28 protein-coding genes are annotated in these 26,678 nt (G+C 62.6%); 21 read left to right on the top strand and 7 right to left on the bottom strand.

Annotated features, from left to right (window positions below):
• Positions 1 to 8: 8 nt before the first annotated feature.
• Complete coding sequence (gene kynU / locus Q4S45_RS11755) at positions 9 to 1,247, bottom strand: kynureninase (protein ID WP_305504346.1); 1,239 nt, start codon at positions 1,245 to 1,247, stop codon at positions 9 to 11.
• Positions 1,244 to 1,891 (bottom strand): arylformamidase, encoded by a 648-nt coding sequence (gene kynB, locus Q4S45_RS11750; protein WP_305504344.1) that lies wholly within the window; start codon positions 1,889 to 1,891, stop codon positions 1,244 to 1,246. Before kynB ends, kynU begins: the two co-directional genes overlap by 4 nt.
• 593 nt (positions 1,892 to 2,484) lie before the next feature.
• On the opposite strand from kynB, the gene flhD reads away from it, so the two are divergent.
• The 20 genes from flhD (at position 2,485) to Q4S45_RS11650 (ending at position 21,308) form a co-directional block, all read left to right on the top strand.
• Positions 2,485 to 2,802 carry a flagellar transcriptional regulator FlhD gene (gene flhD, locus Q4S45_RS11745; RefSeq protein ID WP_305504342.1) on the top strand — a complete coding sequence of 106 codons (318 nt, stop codon included), beginning with the start codon at positions 2,485 to 2,487 and terminating at the stop codon, positions 2,800 to 2,802.
• A 48-nt stretch (positions 2,803 to 2,850) separates the two neighbouring features.
• Positions 2,851 to 3,402 carry a flagellar transcriptional regulator FlhC gene (gene flhC, locus Q4S45_RS11740; RefSeq protein WP_305504336.1) on the top strand — a complete coding sequence of 184 codons (552 nt, stop codon included), beginning with the start codon at positions 2,851 to 2,853 and terminating at the stop codon, positions 3,400 to 3,402.
• 124 nt (positions 3,403 to 3,526) lie between these two features.
• The gene (locus Q4S45_RS11735) at positions 3,527 to 4,261 is read left to right on the top strand and encodes a class I SAM-dependent methyltransferase (RefSeq protein ID WP_305504334.1); all 735 of its coding nucleotides are present in this window, start codon (positions 3,527 to 3,529) and stop codon (positions 4,259 to 4,261) included.
• 188 nt (positions 4,262 to 4,449) lie between these two features.
• On the top strand, positions 4,450 to 5,310 hold the full coding sequence (motA, locus tag Q4S45_RS11730; RefSeq protein WP_305504332.1) for a flagellar motor stator protein MotA: 861 nt from the start codon (positions 4,450 to 4,452) through the stop codon (positions 5,308 to 5,310).
• Between the two features lie 39 nt (positions 5,311 to 5,349).
• Entirely contained in the window at positions 5,350 to 6,279 is a 930-nt protein-coding gene (gene motB / locus Q4S45_RS11725; RefSeq protein ID WP_305504330.1) for a flagellar motor protein MotB, read from the top strand.
• On the top strand, positions 6,276 to 6,827 hold the full coding sequence (locus tag Q4S45_RS11720) for a chemotaxis protein (RefSeq protein ID WP_305504328.1): 552 nt from the start codon (positions 6,276 to 6,278) through the stop codon (positions 6,825 to 6,827). Before motB ends, Q4S45_RS11720 begins: the two co-directional genes overlap by 4 nt.
• Positions 6,828 to 6,877: 50 nt before the next feature.
• Complete coding sequence (locus tag Q4S45_RS11715; protein WP_305504326.1) at positions 6,878 to 7,243, top strand: response regulator; 366 nt, start codon at positions 6,878 to 6,880, stop codon at positions 7,241 to 7,243.
• Positions 7,244 to 7,290: 47 nt separating this feature from the next.
• The gene (gene cheA / locus Q4S45_RS11710) at positions 7,291 to 9,471 is read left to right on the top strand and encodes a chemotaxis protein CheA (RefSeq protein WP_305504324.1); all 2,181 of its coding nucleotides are present in this window, start codon (positions 7,291 to 7,293) and stop codon (positions 9,469 to 9,471) included.
• A gap of 53 nt (positions 9,472 to 9,524) precedes the next feature.
• Positions 9,525 to 10,022, top strand: coding sequence for a chemotaxis protein CheW (locus Q4S45_RS11705; protein ID WP_305504322.1), 498 nt, complete (start codon positions 9,525 to 9,527; stop codon positions 10,020 to 10,022).
• A 158-nt stretch (positions 10,023 to 10,180) separates the two neighbouring features.
• Positions 10,181 to 11,035 carry a CheR family methyltransferase gene (locus Q4S45_RS11700; protein WP_305504319.1) on the top strand — a complete coding sequence of 285 codons (855 nt, stop codon included), beginning with the start codon at positions 10,181 to 10,183 and terminating at the stop codon, positions 11,033 to 11,035.
• 20 nt (positions 11,036 to 11,055) lie between these two features.
• Positions 11,056 to 11,661, top strand: coding sequence for a chemoreceptor glutamine deamidase CheD (gene cheD / locus Q4S45_RS11695; RefSeq protein ID WP_305504317.1), 606 nt, complete (start codon positions 11,056 to 11,058; stop codon positions 11,659 to 11,661).
• 17 nt (positions 11,662 to 11,678) lie between these two features.
• Positions 11,679 to 12,743 (top strand): chemotaxis response regulator protein-glutamate methylesterase, encoded by a 1,065-nt coding sequence (locus Q4S45_RS11690; protein WP_305504315.1) that lies wholly within the window; start codon positions 11,679 to 11,681, stop codon positions 12,741 to 12,743.
• Positions 12,744 to 12,868: 125 nt separating this feature from the next.
• On the top strand, positions 12,869 to 13,267 hold the full coding sequence (cheY, locus tag Q4S45_RS11685) for a chemotaxis response regulator CheY (RefSeq protein WP_305504313.1): 399 nt from the start codon (positions 12,869 to 12,871) through the stop codon (positions 13,265 to 13,267).
• Position 13,268: 1 nt separating this feature from the next.
• The gene (gene cheZ, locus Q4S45_RS11680; RefSeq protein WP_305504311.1) at positions 13,269 to 13,934 is read left to right on the top strand and encodes a protein phosphatase CheZ; all 666 of its coding nucleotides are present in this window, start codon (positions 13,269 to 13,271) and stop codon (positions 13,932 to 13,934) included.
• Positions 13,935 to 13,973: 39 nt separating this feature from the next.
• Entirely contained in the window at positions 13,974 to 15,179 is a 1,206-nt protein-coding gene (locus Q4S45_RS11675; RefSeq protein ID WP_305504309.1) for an EAL and HDOD domain-containing protein, read from the top strand.
• 231 nt (positions 15,180 to 15,410) lie between these two features.
• Positions 15,411 to 16,085, top strand: a complete 675-nt coding sequence (locus tag Q4S45_RS11670) for a hypothetical protein (RefSeq protein WP_305504307.1) — start codon at positions 15,411 to 15,413, stop codon at positions 16,083 to 16,085.
• Positions 16,086 to 16,415: 330 nt separating this feature from the next.
• Positions 16,416 to 17,381: a PHB depolymerase family esterase gene (locus tag Q4S45_RS11665; RefSeq protein WP_305504305.1), complete on the top strand. Its 966-nt coding sequence runs from the start codon at positions 16,416 to 16,418 to the stop codon at positions 17,379 to 17,381.
• Positions 17,382 to 17,592: 211 nt separating this feature from the next.
• On the top strand, positions 17,593 to 19,458 hold the full coding sequence (locus Q4S45_RS11660) for an ABC transporter ATP-binding protein/permease (RefSeq protein WP_305504303.1): 1,866 nt from the start codon (positions 17,593 to 17,595) through the stop codon (positions 19,456 to 19,458).
• A 307-nt stretch (positions 19,459 to 19,765) separates the two neighbouring features.
• Positions 19,766 to 20,263 (top strand): hypothetical protein, encoded by a 498-nt coding sequence (locus Q4S45_RS11655; protein WP_305504301.1) that lies wholly within the window; start codon positions 19,766 to 19,768, stop codon positions 20,261 to 20,263.
• 121 nt (positions 20,264 to 20,384) lie between these two features.
• Entirely contained in the window at positions 20,385 to 21,308 is a 924-nt protein-coding gene (locus tag Q4S45_RS11650) for a hypothetical protein (protein ID WP_305504299.1), read from the top strand.
• Between the two features lie 246 nt (positions 21,309 to 21,554).
• On the opposite strand, the gene Q4S45_RS11645 is transcribed toward Q4S45_RS11650, so the two are convergent.
• Entirely contained in the window at positions 21,555 to 22,043 is a 489-nt protein-coding gene (locus Q4S45_RS11645) for a DUF6328 family protein (protein ID WP_305504298.1), read from the bottom strand.
• 296 nt (positions 22,044 to 22,339) lie between these two features.
• Here Q4S45_RS11645 and Q4S45_RS11640 point away from each other — a divergent pair, with 296 nt between their 5' ends.
• Complete coding sequence (locus Q4S45_RS11640) at positions 22,340 to 22,990, top strand: hypothetical protein (protein WP_305504296.1); 651 nt, start codon at positions 22,340 to 22,342, stop codon at positions 22,988 to 22,990.
• A gap of 268 nt (positions 22,991 to 23,258) precedes the next feature.
• Here Q4S45_RS11640 and panC read toward each other — a convergent pair whose 3' ends face one another.
• The 4 genes from panC to Q4S45_RS11620 all read right to left on the bottom strand — a co-directional run bounded on the left by panC (position 23,259) and on the right by Q4S45_RS11620 (position 26,590).
• Positions 23,259 to 24,098: a pantoate--beta-alanine ligase gene (gene panC, locus Q4S45_RS11635; RefSeq protein WP_305504294.1), complete on the bottom strand. Its 840-nt coding sequence runs from the start codon at positions 24,096 to 24,098 to the stop codon at positions 23,259 to 23,261.
• Between the two features lie 30 nt (positions 24,099 to 24,128).
• Entirely contained in the window at positions 24,129 to 24,974 is an 846-nt protein-coding gene (locus Q4S45_RS11630; protein WP_305504292.1) for a ScpA family protein, read from the bottom strand.
• A gap of 13 nt (positions 24,975 to 24,987) precedes the next feature.
• Positions 24,988 to 25,197 (bottom strand): DUF3460 family protein, encoded by a 210-nt coding sequence (locus Q4S45_RS11625; RefSeq protein WP_305504290.1) that lies wholly within the window; start codon positions 25,195 to 25,197, stop codon positions 24,988 to 24,990.
• Between the two features lie 76 nt (positions 25,198 to 25,273).
• Complete coding sequence (locus Q4S45_RS11620; protein ID WP_305504288.1) at positions 25,274 to 26,590, bottom strand: hypothetical protein; 1,317 nt, start codon at positions 26,588 to 26,590, stop codon at positions 25,274 to 25,276.
• Between the last annotated feature and the right edge of the window lie 88 nt (positions 26,591 to 26,678).

The raw sequence follows: 26,678 nt of genomic DNA, 5'->3' as shown, positions 1-26,678 counted from the left end.
TTCTCTGTTTAGGTCACCGCGCCGCGCGTGGCGGCAATGTCGTAGGCTTGATCGTCGAGGATCTGGCGCAGGATCTCGACCGCGTCCCACACGTCGGCAAAACTGGTGTACAGCGGCGTGAAGCCGAAGCGCATGATGGCCGGCTCGCGGTAGTCGCCGATCACGCCGCGCGCGATCAGCGCCGCCATCACCGCGTAGCCGTGCGGGTGGGTGAAGCTGACCTGGCTGCCGCGCCGCGCATGCTCACGCGGCGTCACCAGGCCCAGTGGATGGTCGCCGCAGCGCGCCTCGACCAGCTCGATGAACAAGTCGGTCAGCGCGAGCGACTTGGCGCGGATCGCGGAGATACTTGACTGCTCAAATATCTCCAGCCCGCATTCGACCATCGCCAGCGAGACGATCGGCTGGGTGCCGCACAGCGCGCGGCCGATGCCGTCGACCGGCGCGAACTCGGGCGACATCTCGAACGGCGCCGCGTGGCCCCACCATCCGGACAGCGGCTGGCGGAACGCGGCTTGGTGGTGCTTCGGCACCCAGATGAAGGCCGGGGCGCCCGGGCCGCCGTTCAGGTATTTATAGGTGCAGCCCACGGCGAGGTCGGCGCCGGCCGCGTGCAAATCGACCGGCACGGCGCCGGCCGAATGGGCCAGGTCCCACAACGCCAGCGCGCCATGCGCGTGGGCGAGGGCGCTGACGGCCGCCATGTCGTGCTGGTAGCCGGTACGGTAGTTGACATGGGTGAGCATCACGACCGCGGTGTCGGCGCCGATCGCGCTTGGCAGCTCCTCGGGCGAGTCGACCAGGCGCAGCGAGTAGCCGCGGTCCAGCCACGACGCCAGTCCCTGCGCCATGTAGATATCGGTCGGGAAGTTGGCGCGCTCGGTGACGATCACGCGGCGCGCGCTGTCCGTCTGCATGTGCAGCGCCGCGGCCAGCGCCTTGAACAGATTCAGCGAGGTGGTGTCGGTGACGACCACTTCGCCGGCGCGCGCGCCGATCAGCGGCGCCAGCCGGTCGCCCAGGCGGCGTGGCATGTCGAACCATCCGGCCGTGTTCCAGCTGCGGATCAGGTCATGGCCCCATTCGCGGGCGATCACCTGCTGCGCGCGGGCGAGCGCCGCCTTGGGCCGCGCGCCGAGCGAATTCCCGTCGAGGTAGATCACGCCTTCCGGCAGGTCGAATTGCGCACGCAGCGGCGCGAGCGGGTCCTGCGCGTCGAGGGCGAGGCAGTCTTGGCGAGTGGTCATGCGGTGTCTTTACTGGTGAGAGGGCGCAGGATGGCGCGCACCGGGCTGGCGTCCATGCCGGCCAGTTTCAGGGGCAGGGCGATCAGTTCGTAGTCACCGGCCGGCACCTCGTCGAGCACCACGCCTTCGAGGATCGCCATGCCATGCGCGCGCACTGCGTGGTGGGCGTCGAGCGTCTTCGAATCCTGCGGGTCGAGCGAGGCGGTGTCGGTGCCGACCAGGATCACGCCCTTGCTGGCGAGGAGGCCGATCGCGTCCGGCGCGACGGCGGCAAAGGAGGGATCCCATTCCTGTTGCGGCGCGGTCGCGTATGTACGCAGCAGCACGCGCGGCGGCACGCCGTCGAGGAAGCCGGCGATGTCGGCCGCCTCGACCCGCTTGCTGCCGACGCAGTCGATCACGCGGCACGGCCCGATGTAGGGCGCCAGGCCGACCGCGTCGATGGCCAGGCCGGCCGGATCGTAATGCGAGGGTGCGTCGGTGTGGGCGCCCAGGTGGGTGGTCATGGTCATGCGGCTGACGTGGACCGGGCAGCCGCCGCCGATTTCCCAGGTGGGGGCGGCGTCGAAGCGGGTGTCGCCCGGCCAGACCGGCGTGGCGCTTGAAATCGTCGGGCTGATGTCCCACAGGGCGGGAGAGTGCATGCGGTACCTTTTATATACAAGTTCGCGGTGAGGATGGCAGTCTAACAAAGAAACTCGCCGCCGCCGAGGGGGAGGGAAGGGTTGTCGTACCTGCGCACGATGGTACCTATGCTGAATAAGTACCACCTCTTTCGTCCGCTCGGGTACCTGCCTCCGCAGGTACGACACTCCTCGGAAATTTCCAAAAATAATTGCAGAGAACCCTAAAGTTCCCCAAACCGGGGCCGTTACAGAACTCAGGAAGCGGGGAAGTTCATCCCATCCTGAAGGAATTTTGAAAATATTTAGATTTTTTTCAAAAAAACCCTAAAGTTTCCAAACAGTTTGACGTAACCGGTACAAGACGACAGAAAATCGTTGTCCTGAGGTACGAGTTTTCAGCAGTTTTTTAACAGTCAATTCCGCTCCGTTTTCATAGGGGCGCGACCACGACCGCGGCGAGTTTGTCAGACAAACTCGGACGGGTCGCATTCGTCATTCCCCTATCGAAAATACAGATCCCGACCTATTCCCGGAAAGTTTCCGCACGGTCAGAATGTATCCCACTGGCAATAACAAACGGCGCCAGATTTCAACGGATCTAGGAGATGGAAATGACTGCAAACGACATGATGGCGGAAATTCGTGATGCGAACCTGAGCTACCTGATGCTCGCGCAACAGATGATCCGTGCTGACAAGGTCACCGCGATTTTCCGTCTCGGCATTTCCGCCGAGATCGCCGACCTGATCCAGGGCATGAGCAACGCCCAGATCCTGAAGCTGGCCGGCGGCAACATGATGCTGGCGCGTTTCCGCTTCGACGACAGCGCCATCCTGTCGATGCTGACCAATTACAACAAGGACCGCAGCCTGGCCCAGTCGCACGCCGCGATCCTGATGGCCGGCCAGGGCGTCGAAGAGATCGCCTAAGTTCGCCCAGCAACTCGCATCGATCAGACTTCGACAGGGAATCCCATCATGAGCAAGAAAAGCGTCGTCACCGAAGCCCAGGAAATCCAGCTGGCCATCGAACTGATCCAGCTGGGCGCCCGCCTGCAGCTGCTCGAGACCGAAGTGACCCTGTCGCGCGAACGCCTGCTCAAGCTGTACAAGGAACTCAAGGGCATGTCGCCGCCGAAGGGCATGCTGCCGTTTTCGACCGACTGGTTCCTGACCTGGCAACCGAACATCCACTCCTCGCTGTTCATCAACATCCACAAATTCCTCGTCGAGCACGCCGGCGCCAGCGGCATCGAGGCGGTGATGAAAGCCTACAAGCTGTATCTGGAACAGATGCCGCCGGAACCGGGCGAAGAGCCGCTGCTGTCGCTGACGCGCGCCTGGACCCTGGTGCGTTTCTTCCAAAGCAACATGCTGACCACCGCGTCCTGCTCCTGCTGCCAGGGCAAGTTCGTCGTCAACGGCCTCGACCTGAACCAGGGCTACCAGTGCGGCCTGTGCCACATGCCTTCGCGCGCCGGCAAGACCAAGAAATCGAAAGACGCCGCCGCCGCGCTGCTGGCCGCGTGATTTTCCGCAGCTCTTCCAAGATGGGGTCAGGTCCGCAGGACCAGACCCCATTTTTGCATGCGGCGGCGACCAAGGCGGGGTCTGGTCCTGCGGACCTGACCCCATTTTGCATGGGCCGCCGGCTGTGACCCGCACTCCCGCCGTCCGAGCGTTGCTGATCCAGTTCGCAGCGCTGCCCCTCTCTTATATAGTCGCCGTCGCGCTTTCCCCCGTCGACTTGCTCGCCGCGGCCCTGATCCAGGGCGCCATCGCCGCGCTCTTTAGCTGGTGGCGCAAGCTTGCCCCGTGGTGGCTGGCGATCCAGTTCGTGTTCCCGCTGGCGCTGGTCGCCGGGGCCGGCCTGCACCTGCCATCCTGGCTTTTCCTGGCCGCGTTCCTGCTGCTCTTATTAGTATACTGGTCGACCTTCCGCACCCAGGTGCCATACTACCCGTCGGGCCAGCGCGCCTGGGATGAAGTGGCGAAGCTGCTGCCGCAAGACCGTCCGGTCCACCTGATCGACATCGGCAGCGGCCTGGGCGGCCTGGTGCTGGACCTGGCGCGGCGCCGTCCCGACTCGACCTTTTCCGGCATCGAACTGGCGCCGCTGCCGTGGCTTGCCAGCCGTCTGCGCGCGATCGGCCGGCCCAACGCGCATTTCGTGCGCGGCGACTACGAGCACCTCGACTTTGCCGACTACGACGTGGTGTTCGCCTACCTGTCGCCGGCCGCGATGGCCGCGCTGTGGCGCAAGGCAAGCGCCGAGATGCAGCCCGGCGCCTTGCTGCTCAGTTATGAATTCGCCATCCAGGCAAAAACCCCGGACCTTACCATTCTGCCCAGAGGTCCCGGCCCGCTGCTTTATGGATGGCGCTTTTAGGCGACATACCTCTAAGAACGGGGCGGTTTTGCTTGCAGGGAAATCCTTCTCACGCTATTGTAGTTCCCTAGAACAATTATTTTGTGGGGCGCCGGCTTTGATGCAGGCGCCCTTGCCATATTTGGCATCGATATTATCAACTTGAACACCCCCGGCGCATGCCGGACGCACCTTGGGAGTCAGCGCTCTTGTTAGTCATCATCGGATATATCGTCGTCTGCGCCTCCGTGTTCGGCGGATTCGTGCTCAACAAAGGCCATCTGGCGGCGCTGTTCCAACCGCTCGAGCTGCTGATGATCGGTGGCGCGGCGGTCGGTGCTTTCCTTGTTGGCAACAACGGCAAGGCGATCAAGGCCACCCTGGCGGCCCTGCCGACGCTGTTCAAGGGCTCGCGCCACACCAAGGAACTGTACATGGAGATGATGTCGCTGCTGTTCGACGTCCTGTCCAAGGTGCGCAAGGAAGGCCTGATGTCGATCGAAGGCGATATCGACCGGCCCGAGGAGAGCCCGGTGTTTTCCAAGTACCCGGGCGTGCTGGCCGACCACCACATCGTCGAGTTTATGACCGATTACCTGCGCCTGATGGTGTCGGGCAACATGGACGCGTTCCAGATCGAAAACCTGATGGACAACGAGATCGAGACCCATCACCACGAAGGCGCCGTGCCGGCCCACTGCATCGCCAAGCTGGGCGACGGCCTGCCGGCCTTCGGCATCGTCGCCGCGGTGATGGGCGTGGTGCACACGATGGAGTCGGTGGGCATTCCGCCGGCCGAGCTGGGCATCCTGATCGCGCACGCGCTGGTCGGCACCTTCCTCGGTATCTTGCTGGCCTACGGCTTCGTCGGCCCGCTGGCCAGCCTGCTCGAGCAGAAGCTGGAAGAGTCCACCAAGATGTTCCAGTGCGTGAAAGTGACGCTGCTGGCCAGCCTGAACGGCTATGCGCCGGCGCTGGCGGTCGAATTCGGCCGCAAGGTGCTGTACTCGACCGAGCGCCCGACCTTCAGCGAGCTGGAAGACCATATCAAGAAAGCAAAAGCAAAGTAATCGCGATGGCTGCAATTAATACTCACCACCGGAGCGACCATGGCCGATGAGGGCTTGAGGCCGATTATCGTCAAGCGCATCAAGAAGACCGCGGGCGGCCATCATGGCGGCGCGTGGAAGATCGCCTACGCCGACTTCGTGACGGCGATGATGGCCTTCTTCCTGCTGATGTGGCTGCTCGGCTCGACCACCAAGGGCGACCTGAACGGCATCTCGGACTATTTCAAAACGCCTCTGAAGGTGGCGATGTCGGGCGGTTCGGGTTCGGGCGACAGCTCGTCGGTGATCCAGGCCGGCGGACGCGACCTGACCCGGCGCGACGGCCAGATCAAGAAGGGCGAGATCCCGGCGACCAAGAAGACCTACGACCTGAAGGCGGCCAAGGAAGCGCTCGAACGCGAGGAAGGCCTGCGCCTCAAGCAGCTCAAGGCCAGGATCGAGGCGACCATCGAGGCCAATCCGCTGCTCAAGAAGTACAAGAACCAGCTGCTGCTCGACCTGACCAGCGAAGGCCTGCGGATTCAGATCGTCGACGAGCAGAACCGGCCGATGTTCGCGCTGGCCAGGGCCGAACTGCAGCCGTACACGCGCGATATCCTGCACGTCATCGGCATCGTCCTCAACGAGGTACCGAACCGCATCGGCCTGTCGGGCCACACCGATTCGACTCCCTACCTGTCGGACGTCGGCTACAGCAACTGGGAACTGTCGACCGAGCGCGCCAACGCGTCGCGGCGCGAGCTGATCATCGGCGGCATGGCCGAAAACAAGATCCTGCGCGTCGTCGGCCTGGCCTCGGCGGCCAACCTGGACCGCAAAGATCCCTTCAATCCGATCAATCGGCGCATCAGCATCATCGTAATGAACAAGAAAACCGAAGACATGGTCATGCGCGACAACGCGTCGCAGCAGGCGCCGTCCGAGTCCGAGTCCGCGCCCGCGCCGACAGCACCAGCGGCGGCCAAATGACCCATCGCCAGAAAATCCTCGGATCGCACGTCAAGCGCCTGCTGTCGGGCGTGTCCGCACACGGAAGGCGCCACCTGACCGAAGTCGAGACCGACCTGGTGCAGACCGACCTGCTGCTCGAAGAAGCGGTGGAAAAGCTCACGCGCAGCTTCATGGCGATCCACAAGACGGTCGGCGCGCGCCAGGACAGCATCAACCTGATGCTGGCCGGCGGCACCCCGAGCGAGGACGAGATCGCGCGCATGAAGGGCATGTCCGGCGAAGTCGGCATCCACGTCAACAGCGCGATCACCAGCATGCAGTTCCAGGACATGACGAGCCAGCTGATCGACCGCACCCTGAAACGGGTCACCGGGCTGCGCGCCTTCCTCGGCACGGTGGGCGAGCACGGTTCGCGCATCCAGGCCGAAACCGGCAGCGACGAGCTGGTCGAACTGCTCGGGCAGGTCAGCATGGCGCTGGCGATCCAGTCGCTCGAACTGCGCAGCGTACTGCGCAAGTCGGTCGAGCAGCAGCATCTCGAAAGCGGCGACATCGAGCTGTTTTAAGCCGCCCCCACCATTCACACTAACCAGACATAAAAAAGCAGGAGCAGAAAATGGCCAAAACAATTCTCGCAGTCGACGATTCGAGCTCATTGCGCCAGATGGTGGCGTTCAGTTTGAAGGCCGCCGGCTACCAGGTGGTCGAGGCGGTCGACGGCCAGGACGGGCTCGAGAAAGCCAGGCTGCAGGCGGTCGATCTGGTGCTGACCGACCAGAACATGCCGCGCATGGATGGCCTGGAGCTGATCAAGCTGCTGCGCGGCCTGCCGGCGTACCAGAAGACGCCGATCCTGATGCTCACCACCGAATCGTCCGACGAGATGAAGTCCAAGGGCCGCGCGGCCGGCGCCAACGGCTGGCTGGTCAAGCCCTTCGATCCGCAGCGCCTGATCGAAGTGGTGAAGAAGGTCATCGGCTAAGGGCCGGGGTAGAGCATGACGCATCAAGGGATTCACGGAGTTTCACCATGACCATCGACATCAGCCAGTTCTTCCAGGTCTTCTTCGATGAAGCCGAAGAACTGCTGGCCGAAAAAGAGCGCCTGCTGCTGGCCGTCGATATCGACGCGCCGGACGCCGAGCACCTGAACGCGATCTTCCGCACCGCCCATTCGATCAAGGGCGGCGCCTCGACGTTCGGCCTGAACGACATGTCCGAGGTCACCCACATCCTCGAATCGCTGCTCGACCGCATCCGCAAGGGCGAGATGGCGCTCACCGCCGAACACGTCGACGCCTTCCTGGCCGCCAAGGACATCCTGAAGATGCAGCTGGACGGCCACCGCAACGGCGCGGCGGTCGACCAGGACGCCGTCGCCGACGTGCGCATGATGCTGCAGGAACTGTCGCAGGACGTGGTGCCGCTGGTTGCGGCCGCGGTCGCGCCGGCCTTCGTGCAGACCGAGGCGAAGGCCAACACCGCGCCGGGCGGGCGCCGCTACAAGGTCGAGCTGCCCGTGTGCGAGCAGCGCGACGTCAACGCGCTGGCCGCCGAACTTGGCCTGCTGGGCCGCATTACGGTCGCGCCGATCGAAGGCGGACGCCACGCGCTGATCCTGACCACCCACGAGAGCCTGGAAGACATCGTTGCGATCTGCTCCTTCGTGCTCAATCCGGACGACCTGAAAATTTTTGAAGCGCCGGCCCTGACGCCGGAGCAGCGCAAGATCGAGGCCGCGGAACGCGCCAAGGTGGAGAAGGAACTGGGCTACGGTTTCTTCGACCCGCTCGATGCGGACGACGACCACGCGGCGCCGGAGCCGGAACTGTCCGACGACGAGCGCGGATACGGCTTCTTCCAGCCGATCGAACAGATCCGCGCCAACGCGGCCGCCTCGGCGCCGCCGCAGGAAGCCAAGCCGCTGCCGTCGTTGCAGCGCCCCGAAGCGCTCGAGATCAGCGAAGTGGCGGCCGAGAAGAAGGCCGCCGCCAGGAGCGACAAGAGCGGGGCGCCGGGCGCCGAATCGTCGTCGATTCGCGTGTCGATCGAGAAGGTCGACCAGCTGATCAACCTGATCGGCGAACTGGTGATCACCCAGGCCATGATCGAGCAGCGCAGCGACGGCCTCGACCCGATGGTGCACGAGCGCCTGTTAAACAGCGTCAGCCAGCTGACCCGCAACACGCGCGACCTGCAGGAAGCGGTGATGTCGATCCGGATGATGCCGATGGACTTCGTGTTCTCGCGCTTCCCGCGCATGGTGCGCGACCTGGCCGCCAAGCTTGGCAAGAAGGTCGATTTCATCACCAGCGGCGCCGCGACGGAACTGGACAAGGGCCTGATCGAGCGCATCGTCGATCCGCTCACGCACCTGGTGCGCAATTCGATCGACCACGGCATCGAGATGCCGGCCGCGCGCGTCGCCGCCGGCAAGACCGAGACCGGCCGCCTGTTCCTGTCGGCGGCCCACCAGGGCGGCAACATCGTCATCGAAGTGTCGGACGACGGCGGCGGCCTCAATCGCGAGCGCATCCTGGAAAAAGCGCAGCAGAACGGCATCCCGGTGACCGACAACATGAGCGACGCCGACGTCTGGCAGCTGATTTTCGCGCCGGGCTTCTCGACCGCGGAAACCGTGACCGACGTGTCGGGCCGCGGCGTGGGCATGGATGTCGTCAAGCGCAACATCGCGGCGATGGGCGGCACGGTCGACATCCGTTCGGCGCGCGGCTTCGGCACGACGATGTCGATTTCGCTGCCGCTGACGCTGGCGATCCTGGACGGCATGTCGATCCGCTGCGGCGACGAAGTCTACATCCTGCCGCTCGGCTTCGTGGTCGAGTCGCTGCAGCCGGCGCAGGAAGACATCAAGGATATCGCCAACCGCGGCCGCGTGCTCAAGGTGCGCGGCGAGTACTTGCCGCTGGTGCCGCTGCACCAGATGTTCGAGATCACCCCGCGCTTCACCGAGCCGAGCGACGGCATCGTCGTCATCCTCGAATCGGACGGGCGCAAGGCCGCGCTGTTCGTCGACGAACTGGTGGGCCAGCAGCAGGTCGTGGTCAAGAACCTCGAATCGAATTACCGCAAGGTGACCGGGATTTCCGGCGCCACCATTCTCGGCGACGGCGGCGTGTCGCTGATCCTCGACGTGGCGGCGCTGATGCGCTCGTCGCGCCAGGTAGCCGACGACGCCGTGTTCTCTTAATCAGTCTCACTTCATCAACGTTTTTTTTGCACTACACCAGATAGGAAACCACCATGTCGATGACATCCACCACCAACAAGGCCGACACCAGCGACGGCGCCGGCAGCGAGTTCCTTGCCTTCACCCTCGGCTCCGAGGAATACGGCATCGATATCCTGAAGGTGCAGGAAATCCGCGGCTACGAAGCGGTCACCCGCATCGCCAACGCGCCCGAGTTCATCAAGGGCGTGATCAACCTGCGCGGCATCATCATCCCGGTGGTGGACATGCGCATCAAGTTCAACCTGGGCACCCCGGTGTACGATCAGTTCACGGTCGTCATCATCCTCAACATCGGCGGGCGCATCATGGGCATGGTGGTCGACAGCGTGTCGGACGTGACGACCCTGAGCCCGGACCAGGTCAAGCCGGCGCCGGAAATGGGCACCGCGTTCAATTCGGACTACCTGATCGGCCTGGGCACGGTTGACGAGCGCATGCTGATCCTGGTCGACATCGACAAGCTGATGTCGTCGGGCGAGATGGGGCTGATCGAGAAGATCGCCGCGTAAGTAGTGTTTGTCGTTCCTGCGGAGGCAGGAACCCATACCGAGCCGGCGGGACAGATCGTTTCCTGTTGATGCGAACTCAGCATGGGTTCCTGCCTTCGCAGGAACGACAGGCGGTGAGAACCGCGGCTCGATTGGCATGACCTGGAAGGTGAAGCACCGTGTTGCAAAATAAAGTAGAGTCCGCCAAGGAATTCAATTTCACCAAGGGTGATTTTGAAAGGGTCCGTGCGCTGATCTACAAGCGGGCCGGCATTTCGCTGGCCGACAGCAAGCAGGAAATGGTCTACAGCCGCATCGCGCGGCGCCTGCGGGCGACCGGCCTGGTCTCGTTCGCGACCTACCTCGACGAACTGGAGGCCGGCCGGCTGGGCGACGAGTGGGAGTCGTTTACCAATGCGCTGACCACCAACCTGACCTCGTTCTTCCGCGAAGCCCACCACTTCCCGCTGCTGGCCGAGCACTTGAAGCGCCTGCCGCCCGGCCCGATCACGATCTGGTGCTCGGCCAGTTCGACCGGCGAGGAACCGTATTCGATCGCCATGACCTGCTGCGAGGCGTTCAACACATTGAGCCCGCCGGTGCAGATTATCGCCACCGACATCGACACCAATGTGCTGGCGGTGGGCGCGAAGGGCGTGTACGGCATCGAGCGCTTGGAGAAGATGCCGGCCGAACGCGCCAAGCGCTTTTTCCTGCGCGGCAAAGGAGAGCAGGAGGGCCTGGTGCGCGTGCGCCCGGAACTGCGCCAGCTCGTCACGTTCAAGCAGCTCAACCTGCTGGCCGACAGCTGGCCGGTGTCGGGCCAGTTCGACGTGATCTTCTGCCGCAACGTGATGATCTATTTCGACAAGGCGACCCAGAAGAAGATCCTGGCGCGCTTTGTACCGCTGATGAAGCCGCACGCCTTGCTGTTTGCCGGCCACTCGGAGAACTTTCTGTACGTCTCGGACGCGCTCAAGCTGCGCGGCAAGACGGTGTACGAACTCGAACAAGGCCGTGCCGGCGCCATTTAGCCGGCACGAAAGAAGCAATCATGGATTCAAAAGAACAATTTGCCACCAACGTCTATTACGACCGGACGTTCGATTGCGATGCGGCCAAGATCCTGCCTGGCGAGTATTATCACACCGGCAAGGACATGCTGATCGTGACGGTGCTCGGTTCCTGCGTGTCGGCCTGCATCCGCGACCGGGTCACCGGCCTGGGCGGCATGAACCACTTCATGCTGCCGGACGGCGGCGGCAGCGACGCCAACAGTCCGGTGTCTGCCTCGATGCGCTACGGCACCTACGCGATGGAGGTGCTGATCAACGAACTGCTCAAGTCCGGCGCGCGGCGCGAGAACCTGGAAGCGAAGGTGTTCGGCGGCGGCGCCGTGCTCAAGGGCTTCACCGCGATCAACGTGGGCGAGCGCAATGCCTCCTTCGTGATGAACTACCTGAAGATGGAAAAGATCCGGGTGCTGGCCGAGGATTTGAACGACATTTACCCGCGCAAGGTGTATTTCTTTCCGCGCACGGGCAAGGTGCTGGTCAAGAAACTGATGCAGACTCATAACGACACGCTGGTGCGGCGCGAGCAGGAATACGCCGGCCGCCTCAAGGTCGCGCCCGTCGGCGGCGAGATCGACCTGTTTTGAATGTAAAGGCTATGCCCATGAAGATCAAAGTACTGATCGTGGACGATTCGGCGCTGATCCGCAGCGTGATGAAAGAGATCATTTCCAGCCAGCCGGACATGGAAGTGGTGGGCGTCGCCCCGGACCCGCTGGTCGCGCGCGAGCTGATCAAGCTGACCAACCCGGACGTGCTCACCCTCGACGTCGAGATGCCCAAGATGGACGGCCTCGATTTCCTCGAAAAGCTGATGCGCCTGCGCCCGATGCCGGTGCTGATGGTGTCCTCGCTGACCGAGCGCGGCTCCGAGATCACCATGCGCGCGCTGGAACTGGGCGCGGTGGACTTCGTGACGAAGCCGAAAATCTCGATCCAGAGCGGCATGCGCGAGTACACCGAGCTGATCTCCGACAAGATCCGCGCCGCCGCGCGCGCGCGCGTCAAGGCCCGCACGCTGGCGCAGGCGAAGCCCGGCGAAGCGCTGCCGCAGTTGCGCAATCCTTTGACCTCGTCGGAGAAGCTGATCATCATCGGCGCCTCCACCGGCGGCACCGAGGCGATCCGCGAATTCCTCACGCAGATGCCGTCGGACTGCCCCGGCATCCTGATCGCCCAGCACATGCCGGAAGGCTTTACCAGCTCGTTCGCGCGGCGCCTCGACGCGCTGTGCAAGATCAGCGTGCGCGAAGCGGCCGGCGACGAGCGCGTGCTGCCGGGCCACGCCTACATCGCGCCGGGCCACTCGCACCTGACGCTGGTGCGCTCGGGCGCCAACTACATGACGCGGATCGACCAGAACGACCCGGTCAACCGGCACCGGCCCTCGGTCGACGTGCTGTTCCGCTCGGCGGCGCTTGCTGCCGGCAAGAACGCGGTCGGCGTGATCCTGACCGGCATGGGCAAGGACGGCGCGCTCGGGATGCTCGAGATGAAGAATGCAGGGGCGTATAATTTTGCGCAGGATGAAGCTTCCTGTGTCGTGTTCGGCATGCCGCGCGAAGCGATCGCGGTGGGCGCCACCCATGAAGTGGGGCCGCTGACCGAGCTGCCCGGCAAAGTGTTGAACCATTTAGCAACGCAAGGCGGACGCGCGTTGCGCGTTTGACCGGATATATCAGCATTCCTTGTGAGTTTTATCGCCGTACGGCAACAAAAATGCTATCCTTCAGGCTGCTTCTCCGTGTGAAGAAGTGTGCCGATAACCAGAGTAAAGAATCAACGGAGTAATTCATGGCTGATCCAAAAATGCGCTTTTTAGTTGTTGACGACTTCTCCACGATGCGGCGCATCGTCCGGAATCTGTTGAAGGAACTGGGATACGCAAACGTCGACGAAGCCGAAGACGGCGTGATGGCATTGGCCAAGCTGCGCAGCGAGTCCTTCGACTTCGTGGTCTCCGACTGGAACATGCCGAACATGGACGGCCTGACGATGCTGCAGAACATCCGTGCCGACCCCGCGCTGGCCAAGCTGCCGGTGCTGATGGTGACGGCCGAGGCGAAGAAGGAAAACATCATTGCAGCGGCCCAGGCCGGCGCGAACGGCTACGTGGTCAAGCCGTTCACCGCCGCCACGCTGGATGAAAAGCTCAACAAGATTTTCGAAAAACTCGAAAAAGCCGGAGCCTGAAATGGGTGAGCACAACGCCGATGGCGCGACGGCAAGCGCCGCGCCGGCAGGCGGCGATTCGCACGAAGAAGTGTTGAGCCGCATCGGCCACATGACGCGCGCGCTGCACGACAGCCTGCGCGGACTTGGCCTCGACAAGCTGATCGAAAAAGCGGCCAGCGACATTCCCGATGCGCGCGACCGCCTCGACTACGTGGCGCGCATGTCCGAGCAGGCGGCCCAGAAGGTGCTCAATGCGACCGACGCGGCCAGCCCGCTGCAGGACCGCATCGACAGCGACGCCCAGCAACTGTCGGCGGCGTGGGACAAGCTGCTCGACGCGCCGGAGACTTCCGACGCCGACTGGCGCGCGCTGGCCGAGCGCACCATCATGACGCTCGACGCGACGCGCGGCGCCACGGTGGACACCAAGGCCTACCTGATGGACATCATGATGGCCCAGGACTTCCAGGATTTGACGGGGCAGGTGATCGGCAAGGTCACGGCGATCGCGCAGAACCTGGAAAAGCAGCTGGTACAGATGCTGGTCGATTTTGCGCCGGCCGAAGTCAGGCGCGAGTTCGACAACAGCCTGATGAACGGGCCGCAGATCAACCCGGCCGGCAACAGCGAAGTAGTGGCCGACCAGGGCCAGGTGGACGACCTGCTGGACAGCCTGGGCTTCTGATTTTTCTCCCCGCGGCAGCAACGCCGAAGCGATCTCCCCATGCATCAAACTAATTTCATAGTGCGCGAACCGCTGCTCGATCCGAAGCAGCGGGTGATCGGTTACGAGCTGTCGTGGAAGCACGACGACGACCAGCCGATTACCGACGAGGCGCTCGAGGCGCTGGTCGCCTTCGTGGCGGAAAACGTCAACGACGAAGAGCGCGGCTGGCTGCTGCGCGACAAGGTGCTGTTCCTCGACGCGGTGCCGCCGATGCTGTCGACCGACGCCTTGCACTCGATGCCGCCGGAGCGCACGGTGCTGACCATGAAGGCGGCCGACATGGCCGATCCGGATACGCTGGCCGCGGTGCGCGGCTTGCGCGCGGGCGGGGTCGGCATCTCGGTGCGCGGCGACCTGGGGCACCTCGGCAAAAACCTCGGGCAGAACGCGTCGTATATCGAAGTGAAGTTTTCCGGGGCCGACGTGGCGACGCAGGCGCGCGCATATGCGGCGGTCAAGCAGTCGACCGTGCGCATGGTGGGGCGGCCGGTGAACACCTGGAGCGACTTCGACGCCTGCGCCGCGCTCGGGCTCGACGCTTTCGTCGGCAAGCTGCACCTGACGCCGCGGCCGGGCAATCCGGTCAAGGGCATGAACCCGGCGCAGCAGATCATCCTGCAGCTGATGCAGATGGTCACGGCCAACGAAGACATCCCCAAGATCGAAGGCGTTTTGAAACGCGATCCGGCGCTGTCGTACAAGCTGCTGCGCTTCATCAACTCGGCCGGCTTCGGCAGCGGGCGCGAGATCCAGTCGCTGCGCCAGGCGATCAGCCTGCTCGGTTATGCGCCGCTGTACCGGTGGCTGACCCTGCTGCTGGCGACCGCCAGCAAGAGCGGCTACTCGCCGGTGCTGATGGAGACGGCGGTGGTGCGCGGCCGGCTGGCCGAGCTGTTGGGCGCCAAATTCCTGCCGCGCGGGGAGGGCGAGAACCTGTTCGTGGCGGGGATGTTTTCGCTGCTCGATCGCCTGCTCGGTTTGCCGATGAAAGAAGTGCTGGATACGATTCAGCTGCCGGACGAAGTGGTGCGCGCGCTGCTCACGCGCGGCGGCATGTACGGTCCGTACCTGGCGCTGGCGGAGGCGTGCGAGCTCAACTCGCACCTGGTCGCGGGGCTGGCCAAGTCGCTGGGGATCAGCCCGCTGGAAGTGAACAAGGCGCACCTGTCGGCGCTGGCGTGGGCGCAGAACGTCACGACCTGAGCTACGCCGGCACACCTGGGTCTGACCCTGCCGGGTCAGACCCTAAGAGCAGAACCAAAAACACCGGGCCGCGTCCCGGTTTTTTTATGCGTGAAAGCGCGCAACTGATCCCCAAAATCATGACGAGGAACAATATTTTTTCGCTGAGGCGGGTTAAAGTTTGCGCCTGTTTCGCTATCAAATCCGCTCTGGCGCTCGCACTCCCAACTCCGAAGAAGGGCCGACACGATTATGGAAACTTCCAAGAAAAAAGGCAGGAAATTATCGACAGGAGAGCGAGTAGTTATACTTTGGATGTTGAGCTATTTGCTTTTGTATGTTTTCAGCGGGTATTTGGTGATTTATTGGGGCTTATACCGTGGAGGATCGTTCATATGGAACGAAGGCATCGTCCCGATCTTTGCATTAATAGGGCCGTCGGCCAAATCGGATGCCGTGAAGATATTTTGGGGCACGCTCGGTGTCTGCGCGCTCGCGTACCCTGCGGTCCATGTCCGTCGAGTACTGATGTTGCGCACCTTGGGCGAAAAGGTCATTCTATTGGGCGCGGCAAGAGACAACATACTCAAAATACTTGATGAGGCGAACGAGTCGACATACCCGGCCACGTCACTCGACGGTGGAAGAATGGCATTTGTTTTCGGCGACACCGAAGATGCGCTTCTCGCTAAATACTTTGAACCAAATTTAGCACGAATGGTTATCCGAACAGTCTCCGCGGTCGATATGATTGCGGCGGCGACCAGCTCGCCCCATGTCAATGCCGAAATCGCTCGGATTTGCACGCAGGTGCGAACCGAACTGGAAGCTTTCCACCTTCCTGCTTTTTTGGAGAAGCTCCGTCTTGCGCAAGAGCGCCCGAGCGAGGCGGCGGCGGCTGCGCGTTTAGCGCGAGCAGATCAGTAACCAGCGCGCGGTGTTCCACCTTCTGCGGCAATTCCGAATCAAAAAACATGCTTGCCACCCCAATCGGAGGCCTTTGGCTTCCGGTTCGCCAGAAAGGTGTTGGTCGAGTAGTCAAACTACGCACACTTCTGGTACGGAGGCTGGCCCGTACCTCGCAATGGTGTCTATCTTGCCATGCGGAGCAGCATTCGGGGCGTCGAATTGCCTCGCAGGGTAACTGTCCTACGTCGGCTCGGCACGCTTCCCGACAATTAACGCAGTCGTGGTGGGCGATACTTCCCTAAAAGAACATTGGAGACTTCCATACAGTTTCTTTAGCGGAGTTATCAAATGTTGAACCCTATGCTCGACGCCTGGACCAGCCTGGCTTGCACTTCTCCGTGGGACTCGGCCCCCATCCGATTCGGTATTTCGCTGCTGGCCCCGCTGCCGGAGCCCGGTCCCGGCGATTTCGTCTCAGACCGCTTTGCCGCGGACTTCGGATCGCTTCGGTATAAATTGTTTATCCCCAGCGGCTACGACGGTTCGCCGACGCCGCTGATCGTCATGTTGCACGGCTGCGGCCAGGATGCTGACGACTTTGCCTGCGGCACCGGCATGAACGCGCTGGCGGAAAAATACCATTGCCTGGTCGCTTACCCCGAACAATCCTGCGGCGCCAACGGCGCGAAGTGCTGGAACTGGTTCGAGAAAGCGAACCACCATCGCGGCCAAGGCGAGCCGGCGCTGATCGCCGGCGTCGCACGAAAGATCATCTCCGAATACGCGGTCGACACCGGCAAGGTGTTCGTCGCCGGCCTGTCGTCCGGCGGTTCGATGGCGGTGATCCTCGGCCGCACCTATCCGGACCTGTTCACCGCTGTCGGCTGCCACTCCGGCCTGGCGCACGGCGCCGCCACCGACCGCTTCGGCGCGATGCGGGCGATGCGCCACGGCGCCGACGTCGATGCGCTCGACGGCATGGCGGCCGCCGACGGCGTGCCGATCATCGTCTTTCACGGCGACCTCGATTCGACTGTGCATCCCAGGAATGGCGGCCGTATCGTGCGGCAATCGCTGCAGTCCGCGACGGCCGCGCAGACGCACGCGCAAGAGGTCGGCGAAGCCACCGGGCGCACTTTCACCCGCGACATCCATCGCAGCGCAACGGGCGACATCTTTGCCGAGCATTGGACCGTGCACGGCGCCGGCCACGCCTGGTCCGGCGGCAGCCGGCGCGGCAGCTACACCGACGCCAACGGCCCCGACGCCAGCGAGCAGATGTTGCGCTTCTTCTTCGATCGCCAGGCCGCCTGAGCGGTGGCCAGGAAATGAACGCAGCCATTTCTTCGTGGTCGAAAAAGGAGCGCGGGATGGCATGCTATGTCCGTTTCCGCACCGAACGAATTCGTTCCAGGTCGTATGCTTGGTTTTTTTCTGCAATCGTGGAGATGGTTGCCTAGACTGAAAAGTGCAAATGAATCGGGCGCGTGCGCTCGACGGTTACCTAACTCTGCAATTGAATACAATGAATACGCCTACCTCCGCTACCACGGACGCTGTAACTGATCAGGTCCCGCCGGCACCCAAGAAAAGACGCCGGGTGCCGCCCTTGTCGCTCGCCGCATGGAAGCAATTCGTCAGGGTGGCAAAGCCGTATTGGCTTGGAGACGAAAAAAAGAAGGCCTGGGGCCTGCTGGCACTGTTGATCGTGTTGATGCTGTTCGAAACCAAGTTCGCAGTCATGCTGAACGACCAGGCCGGCGAGATGACCTCGGCGCTGGCAGCCAAAAGTGGCGAGCGCTTCTGGGCATCGGTGCGCGCCTGCCTGTTCGTGCTGGCGTTTGCCGTGCCGATCTACGCTTTCTATTACTACATGCGCGACCTCTTCGCCAACCAGTGGCGGCGCTGGCTCACCAGCCGCTTCCTCGACGGCTACCTGACAGGGCGCAAATACTACGAGCTGGGCTCGAACGCCGAGATCGACAATCCCGATCAGCGGATCGCCGAAGACATCAGCACCTTCACCGGCAGGTCGATCCACTTCCTGCTGATCTTTTTAGGCTCATTGATGTCGCTGGTGGCGTTCAGCACCGTGCTGTGGTCGATCTCGCATTTGCTGGTCGGCGTGCTGGCGGTGTACGCGCTGGCGGGCACCGTGATCGCCCTCTGGGTCTTCGGCAACCCGCTGATCCACCTGAATTTCTGGCAGTTGCGGCGCGAGGCGGATTTCCGTTTCAGCCTGATGCGCGTGCGAGAAAACGCCGAATCGATCGCCTTTTACCGCGGGGAGGAACAGGAGCGGGCGCACATCGACAGCAAGTTCGAGAAAGTGATCCAGAATTTCGCCAGGCTGATCAAGAAGCAGCGTTCCCTCAACCTGTTCCAGCGCGCGTTCAGCCGGCTCGATATGGTGCTGCCCGCCGTGATCCTGGCCGGCGGCGTTTTGTCGGGCGAGCTGGAAGTAGGGCGTGCGGTCCAGGCGGCCGGGGCGTTCAGTGCTGTGCTCGGCGCCGTGGGCCTCATCGTCGACAACTTCGAAAGCCTGAGCCGCTTCGTGGCCGGCATCGACCGCCTGCAGGCATTGTCCAACCTTGTTATGCCCAACGCCGAAGTCAAAGCCGTTGAAGAGAACACCCACCCGCGCATCCAGACACGTCCGGGCGAGCACCTCGCGCTGGAATCGCTCACGCTGCATCCGCCGCAATCTGAACGGGTGCTGATCAAGGAACTTACGCTGGCCCTGAAGCCGGGCGACGCGCTGCTCATTACCGGCGACAGCGGCTGCGGCAAAAGCTCGCTGTTGCGGGCCATTGCCGGTCTGTGGAGCACCGGCAGCGGTGTGATCCATCATCCGCCGATGGAGGATTTCTTTTTTCTGCCGCAACAGCCCTATCTGCAGTCCGGCACGCTGCGCAGCCAGCTGATCTACCCGAGCCAGCAGTCGGCCCTGAGCGACGAGCAACTGATGGACATATTGAAGCAGGTTCATCTGCCGCTGCTGGCCGAGCGCGTCGGCGGCCTGGACGCCGTGCATGACTGGGAAAAGCTGTTGTCGGTCGGCGAGCAGCAGCGCCTGGCCTTCGGCCGCGTGCTGGTGCATGAGCCGAACATCGTCATCCTGGATGAGGCTACCAGCGCGCTCGACAGTGCGAACGAAGCTTCGCTGTATGCCCGCCTGCGCGCCAGCGGCACGACGCTGATCAGCGTCGCCCACCGCGCCGCGGTGCTGCGCCACCACACCCACGTACTGCGATTGATGGGCGAGGGCGCATGGGAGGTGCATGAAGCAACCGGGTACCAATTCGATGGCCCGGTTGCAGCATTTCGCAGCGGCGACGCGGCCAACTTCCAGCCGGCGCGGCTACAGCGCAAGGTGGCAGCCGTAGCGTAGCGGCGCTTTGCATACCGATCCTGCGCGCAGCATCACACCCCGTCGATGCGCGCGCCGCGTTCAGTGCAACTCGATGCCGTCAAGCTCGGGCCCTCGCGCAAGCAATCAAGATTCCCGGCCATGTTCCATGAGCTACTGCAAGGCGGATTCGGCAGACGCGAAAGTGTGTGAACCCTCGCCTTAACGATGTGTCAAACAGCTGAAGACCATCTTCGTGCCGCAGGTCCAAAGCGACAGAGATGCCACTCGGTTCCGGCGCGAACCTTCTCCTGGGCGCCAGCGTTCACACACGTTGTGGGAGGTCGAAATGAACACCAAGTCCCTTCGCCTGATTCCCTGTGCATCCCTGTTTGTCAGCCTCGCGGCGATCGCCAGTTCCTCCGATGGCCTGTCGCCGGACCTCATCGCAGCGCAGGCTTCCGAACAAGACAGCATCCCGCCGGCGACCATGTTCGAAAGCGTCGACGAATACAAGTACTACGCCGCCAGGCACGTCATGCGTTCCAACGCGGGCCACACCTTCAGCGGCAAGCTGCCGCCGATCGTACCGGCGGTCGTAGTGCTGCGAATCACGGTCGACGAGACCGGCGCGATCACCAATATGTGGGTGCAGCGCAAGCCGGGTCACGACGAAGGCGAATCCGAAATTGCGATGGCCTCGATGGCGCGTGCCGGCGCCTTGCCGCCGCCATCCAACCTGGCTGCGTATCCGTGGCGCACCCTCGAATATTCAGAGACCTTCCTTTTCAACGACAGGAAGCAATTCCAGATCCGCAGCCTGGCGCCTGTGCAAACCTCGTACTAAAACCGTGGAGAACCTCATCACAACGGCGGCCCGAAACGTGCGTTCAACCGAACTGGCGGCGGCTGCTCGTTGCGTGGGGCGGCCGCCATTTTGACGAAGCCCAATCTGACTTGGGGGCGGTATGACTTATCGGCATTTTGCGAGTCGAGCAATCGGCATCGCTGTTCTTGGAGCGCTAACCTGGTCACCGCTCGCGCGGCCCGCCGGTCAGCCGCGCACCGCAAGTAACGCGGAACCACCGGCGCGTGTCGCCCTGAAAGACGGCGGCCGGGTCGAATTCTGCGCGGACGGTGCGGCGTGCAGAAGCGGCAAGCACCCCGACGCGGTCGGCACGGTGCGCCAGATCGTGCCGGGCGACTTCGTCAGCGCGGCGCCGGCCAGCTGGATTGCGCTGAGCGACCGTTCCGTCAACGTGTGCTACCTCGCAGCCGCGGCGGCATCGGTCACCTGCACACCGGTTGCCAACAGCGCGGAACTCACCAAAGGCACCCAGATCGAGTACCTGGACCTCGACGACGGCACGCGCACTTTCAGGTTCTCTCCCAAGCAGGGCGACCGGGCAAGCTGGAAGGCAAGCTACGACCCTTATCCGTTCATGTCCGGGATCAGCGCCGCGGCCGAAGTCCTGCAGAAGCACGCGGCGCGCCGGCGCAATGGCAACGCGACGTACGCCAACACGGCACTCGGCGGAGGGGGCGACGTCTGCGCCTTCATCGATGGCGGCGGCATCACTTGTACCAGCACAGATGGCGAGGCCGTCCGGGACGACACTTACAACGGCGGAAATCGCGTGTCCGCTGCCGCGCCTGTCGCCGCGTCGGCGCGACAGACCGATCAGTATGCGATCAACACGGTCGAGACCGGGCGAAGCGAACGACCGACGCTGCAGAACTGCACGGCGGCGGCCAACAGGCAGATGAACGATTGCAACAACCCTCGGAATAACCTGGGCTACGAAGCCCATCGGGCGTGCATGGCGGACGCCGAGTCAAATCTGCAGGAGTGCAAGGCCGAGGTGCGCTATAACGCCAATTTGAACCGATAGCGCTGGCTGGCCGCGCGTCTGAAAATTCGCGTGGCTTGCAGAACCGGGGTCTGGTCCTGCGGACCTGACCCCATTTTGATTTCGCCACAAGCTATCGACAACCTGTTCGGTACCGAAAATACCGTTGTAAATCTTTGTGTCTTCGGGATTCTCTACAAGTTAGCTTGTCGTACCTGCGGAGGCAGGTACCCATATTGAGCGCGCTTTACTGCGTTGGGTTGCTCAGCTAACGCGCCTCGATTCTCGTCAGAACCCGTGCCGTCGCTTCAGATACATCGGAAGCAGGCACCACAAGCAGGTGATGAGCAACGCCATGGCTCCGCTGGTAAGGTGGCCAAGAAACGCGCCAAACACTGCGGAGATCACCAGGTTGGTGCCGAGTATAAAAGCGAATGCCAACGCACAGGATCCAGCCACGATCTGCCGTGTAGCCATGCGCTTGAAGCGTTCGCGGCTGATGAGGGGCCGCATCAGGCGATGCTGGATGGCCGGCGCGCTCAACAGAACCAGGCTGGTGAGGGCAAAGAAAAAGGTCGCCAAAAATGCCACCCGCTCAGTCTGGATGAGCTGCCGCGCGCCGGCGCTGAAAGGCAAAATGATCAGGAAAGCCGTCAGCATCTGCGCTCCCGGCAGCAGGATCCTCAATTCGCTCAGCATGTCGGACAAATCGCCGTCTTCCCGAAGATCGCCACGCACGCTGTCTGCGAGAGGAAATGGGGCAGGATTCTTGGTCATTGGCGTCTTCGAAATGTCATTTCTGGATACCTCAAGTTTCACCCCCAGAGCGACAACGAATTTACATTGCCTCAAACTCGGTCGTAATCTTAGTGGAATGCGCTAACGCGACTGGCACGGAAGCAACAATTCGGAAATGTCACACATTACATGCCCGAACGGCGGTTCCAATTCGCCTGGCGTATTCCTGGTGTTTGGCCTAACTCAATCGGCACCCCAACGTATAGTTAATAATAGGAAATTTAGCCGTTTTCGATCGAACTCACTTCCCATTCTTCAACGAGGGCATAGGTACTATGGAAGCAGCTACGACAAAAGATCCGGACTCATCCAAGGCAAACCGAAGAATCATGGTCGCGTTCTTGGGTGCAGTACTCTGGAGCATTTTCTGCACTTATCTCGTGTTCTACTGGGGCTTGTACCGTGGTGGGGCTTACGTCTGGAGCGAGTGGATGGTTCCGCTGTTGGCGACACGTGGCTCCTTCGCCTTCGCGCAAATTCACGGCTCGGACTACTCCTGGATGGTATGGAGCACCTTCGGCGCCTGTGCGGGATTGTTCGCGGCAGTCTATGTGCGACGGTGGCTCATACTGCGCACATTGCGCGGAAAGCTGGTTCTCCTAAGCGCGGTCAGGGACAACATACTCGCAATACTTGAGAAGGGGGGCACGAGCGGTGATGGTTCCTTGGCAGTCGAAGGTGGAAGCGTGAAATTCCTGTTTGGCGAAGCCGAGTATGCGCAGCTCGCCAGATACCTGGAGCCGCAATCAGCCATCACTGTTCTGCGAACGGTGTCCGCGATTGATCTTCTCGCGGCGGCCGGCAGAACGACCGAGGCTAAGGCCGAAATCGCCAGGATAGAGACAGACGCACGGGACCAACTGAAAGATTTCGTGCTTTATGCGTTGGTTGCGGAGTTACGCCTGTTTCGGCGGGCGCGCAAATGAGACCGCTATCGAGCCGTCCACGCGTGTCCGCTTAGTCGTCATAAAGGCAGGGACGTCCGACTTGATCTATCCAAACTTATTCTCTTGGCCAGCCGTTGGGAGACGGAAGATATGAACCGCAGCTTTCGCTGCGCAGTGGCAGTTCGAAATATTGAATAGGGGCATATTCAAAGCGCCGAAAGAAAAAACCGGGGTTGCCCCGGTTTTTTCTATCAGCCACAGGCACACCTGGGTCTGACCCGGCGGGTCAGACCCTATGAGCCGAAGTTCAAATCTCGAGATTGTCGATCAGTCGCGTCGTGCCCAGCTTGGCCGCGGCCAGCACCACCAGCGGCGCACCCTGCGCCAGATCGCCGGCCGACGGAACCTGCAGGTCCGAACGCTTGCGCACCGAGATGTAATCCGGCGCCCAGCCGCGCTGCGCCAGCCCGTCCATCGCCTGGCGCTCCAGCGAGAAAATGTCGAGGTGCCCGGCGCGCACTTCGCCCGCCACCGCATTCAAAGTCTGGTACAACGCCGGCGCCTCGGCCCGCTCCAGCTCCGACAGATACATGTTGCGCGACGACAGTGCCAGCCCATCGTCCGCGCGATAGGTCTCGGCCGCAATGATCTCGGTCGGCAGCGCAAACTGGCGGCTCATGTTCCGCACGATCATCAGCTGCTGGTAGTCCTTCTTGCCGAACACGGCCACGCGCGGGCGCACGCACGAGAACAGCTTGAGCACCACCGTGGTCACGCCGCTGAAAAAGCCCGGCCTGAACTCGCCTTCTAGCGTGTTGCCCAGGTCGTCCGGCGGACGCACGCGAAACTCCTGCGGCTCCGGGTACAGGTCCTTCTCGGTCGGCGCGAACAGCACGTACACGCCTTCCTTTTCCAGCTTCTCGACGTCGCTCTGGAAAGTGCGCGGATATTTTTCGAAGTCCTCGTTCGGCCCGAACTGCAGGCGATTCACGAAGATCGACGCGACCACCGGGTCGCCGTGCTTGCGCGCCAGACGCATCAACGACAGGTGCCCTTCGTGCAGGTTGCCCATGGTCGGCACGAACGCGGTGCGCAATTGCCCGCTCAGCTGGTCGCGCAATTCTTCGATGGACGAGATAATTTTCATGGTGGTTCTATATTAGTGGTAATGCCGGCGTCACGCCGGCGAATAGGCGAGCCGCACGTATATCGGCGCAAACGGCTCGGCCTGGGTAATTTCGATGAGGGTCTCTTTGGCCAGTTCGAGCATGGCGACGAAGTGCACGACCACGATCGGCACGCCGCCGCTCTGGCCGGCGAACAAGTCGGCAAACTCGACGAAGCGCGTCGATTGCAGCTGGCGCAGGATCGCCGACATGTGCTCGCGCACCGACAGTTCCTGGCGGCTGATCTTGTGGTGCTGGGTCAGCTTGGCGCGCTTGAACACGTCGAGCCAGGCGCGCTGCAGGTCGCCCGGTTCCACCTGCGGGAACACCGGCACGTTGCTCTGCTCGATGAACAGCTCCGGCCGCGTAAAGTCGCGGTCGAGCTGGGGCAGGGCGTTCAGGTCGTAGGCGGCCAGCTTGATCTGTTCGTATTCGAGCAGGCGCCGCACCAGTTCCGCGCGCGGGTCGTCGTGCTCCACCTCCAGGTCGTGATGCCGCTGCGGCAGCAGCATGCGCGACTTGATCTCGATGAGCATCGCCGCCATCAGCAGGTATTCCGCCGCCAGCTCGAGGTTGTGCAGACGGATCTGGTCGACATACTTCAGGTACTGCAGGGTCACCTGCGCCATCGGAATGTCGAGGATGTTGAAGTTCTGCTTGCGGATCAGGTACAGCAGCAGGTCGAGCGGACCTTCGAACGCTTCGAGGAAGATTTCCAGCGCGTCGGGCGGGATGTACAAGTCCGTCGGCATGCGCAGCAGCGGCTCGCCGTACAGGCGGGCCGTGGCGGCAACTTCGGACACTACAGCATCGGCGCCGGGTTCGGCCAACAGCGCCGTCCCCTCGTCTGGCAACATGGTTTCGCTTCGCTTACAGCTTGTTCTGGTAGACGTAGGCTTGCTGCTTGACGCGCGACTCGGCATTGCGCTGCTGCTCGGACAGCGCGGTCGGCGCCTTTTCCCACAGCAGGGCGCGGCCTTCGCGCTGGCCCACTTCGATTTCCGGGTTGGCTTCCTTCAGCTTCTTGATGAACAGGGTGTGCTCGGATTCGTAGCGGTCGTGTTGTTTGGAGAGTTTCATATCAGGAAAGTATGTTGCGGACACGGTATTCTACCGCGAAGGGGAACCCCGGCGCGCGGCGCCGGGGAAAACAGGATTACTTGTGCAGGGCGTTCAGCTCGCGGGCGATGATGTCGTGGTTGAGCCACAGCACCGGTGCGATCTTCTCGGCGGCCGCGTGGAACATCAGCGGGCCGGTGCCCTCGAGCACCAGGCTCGACAGGTGGTCGGTGATCAATTCCTTGCGGTCCTTGTGCAGCTTGGTGATGTCTTCCGAGGTGCCGATCATCACGTCGGCCAGCGCCGGCGTGTTGTCCATCGGCCAGGCTTCGAAGTTGCGGAAGCTGGCGGAAGTCGCGTCCTGGTTGTAGGCCTCGATGGTGTCGAGGATCGACTGCAGCGACACGCCGTCTTCCAGCAGCGACTGGCAGATCGCCCATTGCTCATCGACCCAGGCGCCGCCGCCTTCTTTTTTCAGCGCTTTGAGCAGCGGGAACAGCGACAGCTCGACGCCGACGAAAATGTCGGACGAGTTGGTGCGGATTTCCGGGCAGTTGAACACGGTCGCGGCGATGCCCTGTTTCCAGGCCGCCTCGGCCACGCTTTCCAGGCGCATCTTCGCGTAGCCCTGGGTGTAGTTGGTGTAGGTCTGCCACTGGTACTCGTCGCCGATCAGGATCTCGGTGCCGTGGTAGCCGTAGGCGCTGTAGCGCACTTCGCCGCCGGTCTTGGTCACGCGCTCGCGGATCGCCGCGCTGGCGGTGATCAGGTGCTGCAGCGTGTTGGCGGTGACTTCGTCGAAGTTCATCAGGATCAGCTTGCCCAGGTCGCTGTCGAGCAGGGCGCGCGAGGACATGAAGCGCTCGCCGCGGCCCTTGTAGATGCGGTTGGCAATCGCCAGGAAGGCCTTGATCTTCGGGATGCCGCCGGCCATGGTGTGGGCGAAGAACACGTTGGCGCCGTCCGGCACCAGCTTGTCGATCTCGGCCATGACGATCGCCGCCGACGCGGAGAAGCGCTGCACGCCGGCCTGGCGGCATGCCTCGATCTTGTCCCAGTCCAGCTTGTCTTCCTGCCAGCTCTTGAGCGTGATCCCGGACAGCATCTCGGTCGGGTTCTGCTCGCCTGCGGGAGCGTCGAGGTCGAAGCCGGCCATCAGCGGCTCGTTGATGATGCGTCCGCCCAGCTTGGCTTCGGCTTCGGCCAGTTCTTCCGCGTTCAGGGCGCGCAGCGCGTTGTTCTCGTCGCGGCGGCCGACGGTGATGCCGACGATGGTCATGCCCGCCTTGCGCGCTTCATCGATCAGGCCATTGGCGTAGCCGCGGCCGAACAGTTCGCCGAACAGGACGAATACGTCGCCTTTGCGAAACAGGTTGGCTTGCGGGATGTGCCGTAAAGAGGTCAGTTCAGTCATGGAGGGTGTCGCTTTTCAAATGTGGGCGCGTCATGGCGCGGATTTCTCATCAAGACTGCGCATTATAAACCCCGTCGCCGCGGTGAAA

It is taken from the genome of Massilia sp. R2A-15, from assembly GCF_030704305.1.
GTDB lineage: Bacteria > Pseudomonadota > Gammaproteobacteria > Burkholderiales > Burkholderiaceae_D > JAFCUW01.
The sequence above is the reverse complement of the archived record's forward strand: the minus strand, read 5'-3'. Positions and strand labels throughout refer to the sequence as shown.

What these genes read in the sequence shown, in the direction of transcription:
- kynU (WP_305504346.1), bottom strand. Translation starts at nt 1,247, where the DNA reads ATGACCACTCGCCAAGACTGCCTCGCCCTCGACGCGCAGGACCCGCTC.
- kynB (WP_305504344.1), bottom strand. Translation starts at nt 1,891, where the DNA reads ATGCACTCTCCCGCCCTGTGGGACATCAGCCCGACGATTTCAAGCGCC.
- flhD (WP_305504342.1), top strand. Translation starts at nt 2,485, where the DNA reads ATGACTGCAAACGACATGATGGCGGAAATTCGTGATGCGAACCTGAGC.
- flhC (WP_305504336.1), top strand. Translation starts at nt 2,851, where the DNA reads ATGAGCAAGAAAAGCGTCGTCACCGAAGCCCAGGAAATCCAGCTGGCC.
- motB (WP_305504330.1), top strand. Translation starts at nt 5,350, where the DNA reads ATGGCCGATGAGGGCTTGAGGCCGATTATCGTCAAGCGCATCAAGAAG.
- Q4S45_RS11720 (WP_305504328.1), top strand. Translation starts at nt 6,276, where the DNA reads ATGACCCATCGCCAGAAAATCCTCGGATCGCACGTCAAGCGCCTGCTG.
- Q4S45_RS11715 (WP_305504326.1), top strand. Translation starts at nt 6,878, where the DNA reads ATGGCCAAAACAATTCTCGCAGTCGACGATTCGAGCTCATTGCGCCAG.
- cheA (WP_305504324.1), top strand. Translation starts at nt 7,291, where the DNA reads ATGACCATCGACATCAGCCAGTTCTTCCAGGTCTTCTTCGATGAAGCC.
- Q4S45_RS11705 (WP_305504322.1), top strand. Translation starts at nt 9,525, where the DNA reads ATGTCGATGACATCCACCACCAACAAGGCCGACACCAGCGACGGCGCC.
- cheD (WP_305504317.1), top strand. Translation starts at nt 11,056, where the DNA reads ATGGATTCAAAAGAACAATTTGCCACCAACGTCTATTACGACCGGACG.
- Q4S45_RS11690 (WP_305504315.1), top strand. Translation starts at nt 11,679, where the DNA reads ATGAAGATCAAAGTACTGATCGTGGACGATTCGGCGCTGATCCGCAGC.
- cheY (WP_305504313.1), top strand. Translation starts at nt 12,869, where the DNA reads ATGGCTGATCCAAAAATGCGCTTTTTAGTTGTTGACGACTTCTCCACG.
- cheZ (WP_305504311.1), top strand. Translation starts at nt 13,269, where the DNA reads ATGGGTGAGCACAACGCCGATGGCGCGACGGCAAGCGCCGCGCCGGCA.
- Q4S45_RS11675 (WP_305504309.1), top strand. Translation starts at nt 13,974, where the DNA reads ATGCATCAAACTAATTTCATAGTGCGCGAACCGCTGCTCGATCCGAAG.
- Q4S45_RS11670 (WP_305504307.1), top strand. Translation starts at nt 15,411, where the DNA reads ATGGAAACTTCCAAGAAAAAAGGCAGGAAATTATCGACAGGAGAGCGA.
- Q4S45_RS11665 (WP_305504305.1), top strand. Translation starts at nt 16,416, where the DNA reads ATGTTGAACCCTATGCTCGACGCCTGGACCAGCCTGGCTTGCACTTCT.
- Q4S45_RS11660 (WP_305504303.1), top strand. Translation starts at nt 17,593, where the DNA reads ATGAATACGCCTACCTCCGCTACCACGGACGCTGTAACTGATCAGGTC.
- Q4S45_RS11655 (WP_305504301.1), top strand. Translation starts at nt 19,766, where the DNA reads ATGAACACCAAGTCCCTTCGCCTGATTCCCTGTGCATCCCTGTTTGTC.
- Q4S45_RS11650 (WP_305504299.1), top strand. Translation starts at nt 20,385, where the DNA reads ATGACTTATCGGCATTTTGCGAGTCGAGCAATCGGCATCGCTGTTCTT.
- Q4S45_RS11645 (WP_305504298.1), bottom strand. Translation starts at nt 22,043, where the DNA reads ATGACCAAGAATCCTGCCCCATTTCCTCTCGCAGACAGCGTGCGTGGC.
- Q4S45_RS11640 (WP_305504296.1), top strand. Translation starts at nt 22,340, where the DNA reads ATGGAAGCAGCTACGACAAAAGATCCGGACTCATCCAAGGCAAACCGA.
- panC (WP_305504294.1), bottom strand. Translation starts at nt 24,098, where the DNA reads ATGAAAATTATCTCGTCCATCGAAGAATTGCGCGACCAGCTGAGCGGG.
- Q4S45_RS11630 (WP_305504292.1), bottom strand. Translation starts at nt 24,974, where the DNA reads ATGTTGCCAGACGAGGGGACGGCGCTGTTGGCCGAACCCGGCGCCGAT.
- Q4S45_RS11625 (WP_305504290.1), bottom strand. Translation starts at nt 25,197, where the DNA reads ATGAAACTCTCCAAACAACACGACCGCTACGAATCCGAGCACACCCTG.
- Q4S45_RS11620 (WP_305504288.1), bottom strand. Translation starts at nt 26,590, where the DNA reads ATGACTGAACTGACCTCTTTACGGCACATCCCGCAAGCCAACCTGTTT.